This window comes from Protofrankia sp. BMG5.30 (assembly GCF_001983005.1).
In the GTDB taxonomy this organism is placed as follows: domain Bacteria; phylum Actinomycetota; class Actinomycetes; order Frankiales; family Frankiaceae; genus Protofrankia; species Protofrankia coriariae.
The window spans coordinates 1-5,090 of sequence record NZ_MOME01000084.1; the positions used below are offsets into that span (position 1 = coordinate 1).

Consider the following 5,090-nt stretch of genomic DNA (forward strand, 5'->3'; position numbering starts at 1 on the left):
ACAGGACACGGCCCATGATCTGGTCGGCGACCTCGACGACCGTCGCGTGCTTCCCCAGCCGCACCGCGGTCGCGGCGACTTCCAGCCCGATGAAGCCGCCTCCGACGACCACCACGCGCGCAGCCTGTTCCAGGCGAGCTTTCACCTCGTCGGCTTCGTCGAGGGTGCGCAGGGACAGCACACCCTCGAGATCGGCGCCCTCCAGCCGAAGTCGCCGGTTCCTTGCGCCGGTCGCAAGCACAAGATCATCGTAGGTCAGGGCTTCGCCGTTCTGAAGCAGGACCCTGCGATCACCGGTATCCAGATGTGTGACGCGTGTACTGGTACGCATCTCGATACTCTGTTCCTCGAACCACGACGCCGGCCGCAGCCACAGGGCGTCACGCGAGGCCTTGCCGGTCAGGTGTCCCTTGGACAGCGGAGGTCGCTGGTAGGGCAGGTGGGCCTCCGCACCGACGAGGACGATGCGGCCGGTGAAGCCCTCCTCGCGCAGCGACGACGCAATCTGACAGCCGGCCTGGCCGGCACCGATCACTACGACCGTCGAAGAGCCCATCAGTACTGGGTCTCCGGGCATCGGACCACGATGCCGTCCAGGTCGGGACCCAGAGGCAGTTGGCACGACAGTCGGCTACCGGTTTCCCGCGGGGCGGCGGTGAAGTCGAGCATCTCCTRCTCGTCGTCGCTGACGGGCGGCAGCCGGTCGATGTGCTCCTCGGCGACGTAGACGTGGCAGGTCGCGCAGGCGAGCGTCCCCCCACATTCGGCAACGATTTCCGTGACGCCATGCGCGACAGCCGCCTGCATGACGCTGGTGCCATCACCTACATCAACGGYGATCGCGTCACCGTTGGGACGTAGGAAGGTCACCTTTGGCACTGGGTCGTCTCCTCACCGCGTAGACGTGGCGACATGGTACTGCTCAACGGATTCTAATTGTAATTTGGCGTCTTGTCCATGGTGTTGAGCTAGCCAGCGAATTCTGTGTAGAATCTTGACGAGATTAGAATGTGATGTACGATACACATGCTCGGGCAGAGGTCGGAGCGGGTCGCAAGCGGCTCGGCGACCGCCAAGGGACTCTGCCATGCCGGCCACCCACAGGAGGATGATCATGACGAGTTCCGCCGAGGCCTCGCAGAACGAGCCTCAGGAAGTCGTCCACTTCACGCCGTTGGACCCGACCCTGGCGGACGACTTCTGGCCGAGGATGAACAACTTACGCGACCGCTACCCGGTCGTGTGGAGCGACCAGCCCTGGAGCGACAAGGCCGCCGGATTCTGGGTGGTCAACGACTACGCCGACGTCATGGCGGCCGGCGTGAACTGGAGGGCCTTCAGCAACGCCCAGGGTGCGGCCCCCGTGCAGTTCGACCTTGACATCCTGCGCATGATCCCGCTGGAGACCGACCCTCCACTGCACCGCGGTATCCGACGTCTACTCAACCCGTTCTTCACGGCAGAGGCTCAGCAGGCCGGTGAGGCGGGTATCCAGGAGAAGGTCGACACGCTGCTCGGCCGCTGCATCGCCAAGGGCGAGGTCGACTTCATCTCAGAGTTCACGCAGGCGCTGCCTCCTCTCGTGTTCTTCGAGACCTATCTCGAGCAGCAGGAATCGGAGATCGGCTGGGTGCTCGAGATTCTCAACACCCTCCTGACCCAGCCCGAGAAGGCGCTGGAGGTTGCTCCTCGGCTGCTGGRCTGGGGCGCAGAGCTGCTCGTCAAGCGCCGTGAGCAGGGCCGGCGTGACGACCTCGCTGGTGTCATCGCGCACATGGGGCTGGAGGGGAGCGACGACGGCCTGGAGCTGAGTGAGAAGCAGCGCATCGAGACGCTGAACCTTATGATCATGGCCGGCATGGAGACGACGATGGGCGCTCTGGGTAGCATTGCAGTGCGTCTCGCGACCGACCAGGCTCTGCGCGCCGAGCTCGCGACCGCTGACGACAAGCGCCTCGGCCGCGTTGTCGACGAGTTCCTTCGCTTTGAATCACCCGTTCCGACAGCGGGCCGGACGCTCACCGAGGATGTTGAGATGAGTGGCTGCCCCATGCATGGCAGCGACCGCGTCCTCCTCAACTGGGCCGCGGCCAACCGCGACCCCGCGCAGTTCAAGAACCCGGACGCTCTGGATTTCGAGCGCCAGAATGTTTCTTCGCACGTGGCCTTCGGTGCCGGCATTCACCGCTGCCTCGGCAACCATCTCGCGCGCCGAGAGATCAAGGCCAGTATCAAGGCGATCTCTCAGCTGGCGACCTTCGAGGTGTCCCAGGACGATTTCACGCCCTCGTACCGCCCGGCCTTCGCGCGCGGGCCCATCAGCCTGCCCGTCCGCCTGGCTCGCTAGATCTTTCGTGTGTTCGTGCGTCGGGCGCCACATCACAGCCGTCTCCAGCAGCGCTGTCCACGACACGACCCCGCTATCCGGTTGTAAGTGCGCGGAGTTGCAGTGGATGCATCATTCGGCAGGTTCTGTGATCGCGGCGCGGCAGGAGTTCCGGTGTCTGCTGGGCTTCTCGCCACGCCATGACCACGTGATCGTCATGTCATTTGACCTGCCAATATGACATGAAGGATGCGTTTGGCAACACAGTGTTGTGTCCGGTTTCCTTGCGTTCGGTGCCGCAATGTGGCGGCTGGTGCAACGGGCAAGGAGGCGCCGGTGGCGTCGAGGACTGCGGGGAGCGCGGCGCTGGTGCTTGTCGACGGCGCGACACCGCCGCGGGCAGAGCCGGCGTTGTTCGACGCGATGCTGGCGGGCTGGCGTCGCCAGCAGGTCAGCCGCCGGCTGGGATCGTCGATTATCGACGGGCGGGAACGGGTGGTGCGCCGGTTCCAGGAGGCCACCGGTGGCTGGCCGTGGTCGTGGACAGCGGCCCAACTGGAGGCGTGGTTGGCCCGGGTGCTCGACGGCGCGGGCGGRCCGGGCCGGTGAGCGCGCGGGTCGGCTATCACTGGCATCTGCGCCGGCTGATGGCCGACCACGGGCTGTTCGCCACGACCGCGCTGGTGCCGCTGCTGGCAGAGCGGGGGTCCGGCTGTCGCGCGAGCAGGTCTACCGGCTGGTCACCGGCACCCCGGAGCGCCTGTCGCCGGCCACGCTCGCCGCGTTGTGCGACATCTTGGGCTGCGCGCCCGGGGATCTCGTCGAGCCCTACCGACAACAGACCCGGCGCGCGAGCGCGCCCGCGGCGCTGCCCACGGCGGATTCCCCGACGCCGCCCCGGCCACGGCGGGCCCAGGTCGCCGGCCCGCCCGCACCGAGAACGTGATGGGCGCGGTGGCGGGGATGGACGCGGCCGCGCGCCGCCGACCCGTCGCTGCCCGCCGACGTGGTTCAGGGCGCCGTTCAGGCCATGAACGGCGCGGCGCTGCGCAGCCTGGCCGAGGCACTTGCCGCGGGTCCGGCCGCACTGTCGACCGGCGCGCCGCCGGCGGTGGGACGGCTGGTGACCGAGCTGATCGCCCTCGGCTCGGCCCTGCCGGCACCGGCGTGCTCGGTCTGCGGCCGCGCCGACCGTCCGCTGACCCGCGACGGCCAGGCCGGGTTGTGTCCCCGCTGCCGGCACCGCCAGCTGGCCACCGCCTGCGCGCGCTGCGGGGTGGTCAAACCGGTCGCTACCCGCGACACGCGGGGGCAGCCGTTCTGCGCGCGCTGCGCGGACCGGCCACGACGTCCCTGCGGTGTCTGCGGCGCCGTCCGCGCGATCGCGCGGCAGGCCCGCGACAGCCAGCCCGACACCTGCGTGAACTGCTTCCGGCTCCCGGCCGCGATCTGCGCGGTATGCGGGCGGCGCCGTCCCTGCGCCTTCGCCGCCACCGACGCGCCGATCTGCACGTCGTGCGCCCCCCGCCGCGCGCACTGCGGCGCCCACCGTCCACCCGCGGCCCGCTGGCCCGAGGGCCCGGTCTGCGACCCTTGCTGCACCGCGGCGCTACGCCCCCGCGGGGCATGCGCGTCCTGCGGGACCACCCGCCGGCTCGTGCACCCACCCGGCCCGGACGCCACCACCTGCGCCGACTGCGCCGGCCTACCCGTCACCCACACCTGCGCCGACTGCGGCATCGAGGACAAGCTGTTCGCGCGCGGCCGCTGCGCGTCGTGCACCCTGAGCCGGCGAGCCGGCGCGCTGCTCAGCGCCGGTCCGGTACCGGCGAGGTCCCCACGGCCGGGGTCCACCAGGCCATCTGCGCGAGCCCCACCCCTCGCAGCGCGCTGAACTGGCTGCGCACCGGCGCCGGCGCCGCGCTGCTCGCCGACCTGGCCACCGGCCGGCTGCCGGCCACCCACGAGGCGCTCGACGCCCACCCCCGCCGCGCCGCCGACTACCTGCGCACCCTCCTGGTCACCCACCAGGTACTCCCGGCCCGCGACGAGGCACTCACTCGCGCCGAGCAGCGTCTGACCCGCCAAATCGCCGACGTCAACCCGCCCGAGCACCGCCGGCTCTGACCACCTACACCACCTGGCGGGTCCTGCACCGGCTACACCGACGCGCCGACCATCGCCGCGGCCCGAGCACCCCGACCAGCCACGCCGAGAACCGGGTCCACGCCGCGATCCACTTCCTGGCCTGGCTGCACGAACACGGCACCGCCCTGGCCGATCTCGACCAGCGCACCCTCGCCCTCTGGCTGACCACCAGCGGCCCGCCYCCCCCTCACAGCTGGGGAATTTCGTGATCGTCCACACTGCGAAGCTGAGGGTTGTGCGGACGCTGGCGCGGATGTCGTGCTGGCTACGCCCACGACCGACCCAACGACGTGCGCGGCATGGTTGTCGCCCGAGCGATCGTCACAGAGCTGGCTGGCTCCACCTCGCACGCCGCGGTGGTCAGTCAGGAGCGGGACCGGCTGTGCGTTGTGGGCTGCGAGGCGGGATTCCTTGCGGATCTCGTCGGGCGCGAAGTGATCGTCGAYGGAGGTGCTGGGTCGTACACGAGGGTCGCCTTGCGGTTGTCCCCCCGGGGTCCGGCGGTGATCCCGACCTGAGCCTGCTGACGCAGTGGCTCGGGGCCGAGTCGACCGCCACGCCCCTCTGTGTCAGTCTCGGGTGAGACATCCGCTGGGTGCGGGTTGGCTACAGAGGG

General features: G+C 69.6%; 8 protein-coding genes and 1 pseudogene. 5 read left to right on the plus strand and 4 right to left on the minus strand.

Annotation, left to right across the window (positions count from 1 at the left end; genetic code table 11):
• Together BL254_RS24470 and BL254_RS24475 are read right to left on the minus strand one after the other, a co-directional pair.
• On the minus strand, positions 1 to 556 hold a 556-nt coding region (locus BL254_RS24470; RefSeq protein ID WP_175648483.1), incomplete at its 3' end, for an NAD(P)/FAD-dependent oxidoreductase.
• Entirely contained in the window at positions 556 to 879 is a 324-nt protein-coding gene (locus tag BL254_RS24475; RefSeq protein ID WP_076845368.1) for a 2Fe-2S iron-sulfur cluster-binding protein, read from the minus strand. The genes BL254_RS24470 and BL254_RS24475, both read right to left, overlap by 1 nt.
• Before the next feature lie 235 nt (positions 880 to 1,114).
• Between BL254_RS24475 and BL254_RS24480 the strand changes: the two genes are divergently transcribed.
• The 3 genes and pseudogenes from BL254_RS24480 to BL254_RS24490 all read left to right on the plus strand — a co-directional run bounded on the left by BL254_RS24480 (position 1,115) and on the right by BL254_RS24490 (position 3,272).
• The gene (locus BL254_RS24480; RefSeq protein ID WP_139342501.1) at positions 1,115 to 2,347 is read left to right on the plus strand and encodes a cytochrome P450; all 1,233 of its coding nucleotides are present in this window, start codon (positions 1,115 to 1,117) and stop codon (positions 2,345 to 2,347) included.
• A gap of 315 nt (positions 2,348 to 2,662) precedes the next feature.
• Positions 2,663 to 2,935, plus strand: coding sequence for a hypothetical protein (locus BL254_RS24485; RefSeq protein WP_175648484.1), 273 nt, complete (start codon positions 2,663 to 2,665; stop codon positions 2,933 to 2,935).
• A gap of 38 nt (positions 2,936 to 2,973) precedes the next feature.
• Positions 2,974 to 3,272 (plus strand): annotated as a pseudogene (locus BL254_RS24490) (helix-turn-helix domain-containing protein).
• Between the two features lie 77 nt (positions 3,273 to 3,349).
• Here BL254_RS24490 and BL254_RS24495 read toward each other — a convergent pair.
• On the minus strand, positions 3,350 to 4,066 hold the full coding sequence (locus BL254_RS24495) for a hypothetical protein (RefSeq protein WP_139342502.1): 717 nt from the start codon (positions 4,064 to 4,066) through the stop codon (positions 3,350 to 3,352).
• A gap of 36 nt (positions 4,067 to 4,102) precedes the next feature.
• Here BL254_RS24495 and BL254_RS24500 point away from each other — a divergent pair, with 36 nt between their 5' ends.
• Positions 4,103 to 4,453, plus strand: a complete 351-nt coding sequence (locus tag BL254_RS24500) for a hypothetical protein (protein ID WP_047221729.1) — start codon at positions 4,103 to 4,105, stop codon at positions 4,451 to 4,453.
• Positions 4,454 to 4,485: 32 nt separating this feature from the next.
• On the opposite strand, the gene BL254_RS27525 is transcribed toward BL254_RS24500, so the two are convergent.
• Positions 4,486 to 4,665 carry a hypothetical protein gene (locus BL254_RS27525; protein ID WP_076845370.1) on the minus strand — a complete coding sequence of 60 codons (180 nt, stop codon included), beginning with the start codon at positions 4,663 to 4,665 and terminating at the stop codon, positions 4,486 to 4,488.
• Positions 4,666 to 4,764: 99 nt separating this feature from the next.
• On the opposite strand from BL254_RS27525, the gene BL254_RS29735 reads away from it, so the two are divergent.
• Positions 4,765 to 4,992: a PEP-utilizing enzyme gene (locus tag BL254_RS29735; protein WP_047221727.1), complete on the plus strand. Its 228-nt coding sequence runs from the start codon at positions 4,765 to 4,767 to the stop codon at positions 4,990 to 4,992.
• Positions 4,993 to 5,090: the final 98 nt, after the last annotated feature.

What these genes read in the sequence shown, in the direction of transcription:
- BL254_RS24495 (WP_139342502.1), bottom strand. Translation starts at nt 4,066, where the DNA reads ATGCCGCAGTCGGCGCAGGTGTGGGTGACGGGTAGGCCGGCGCAGTCG.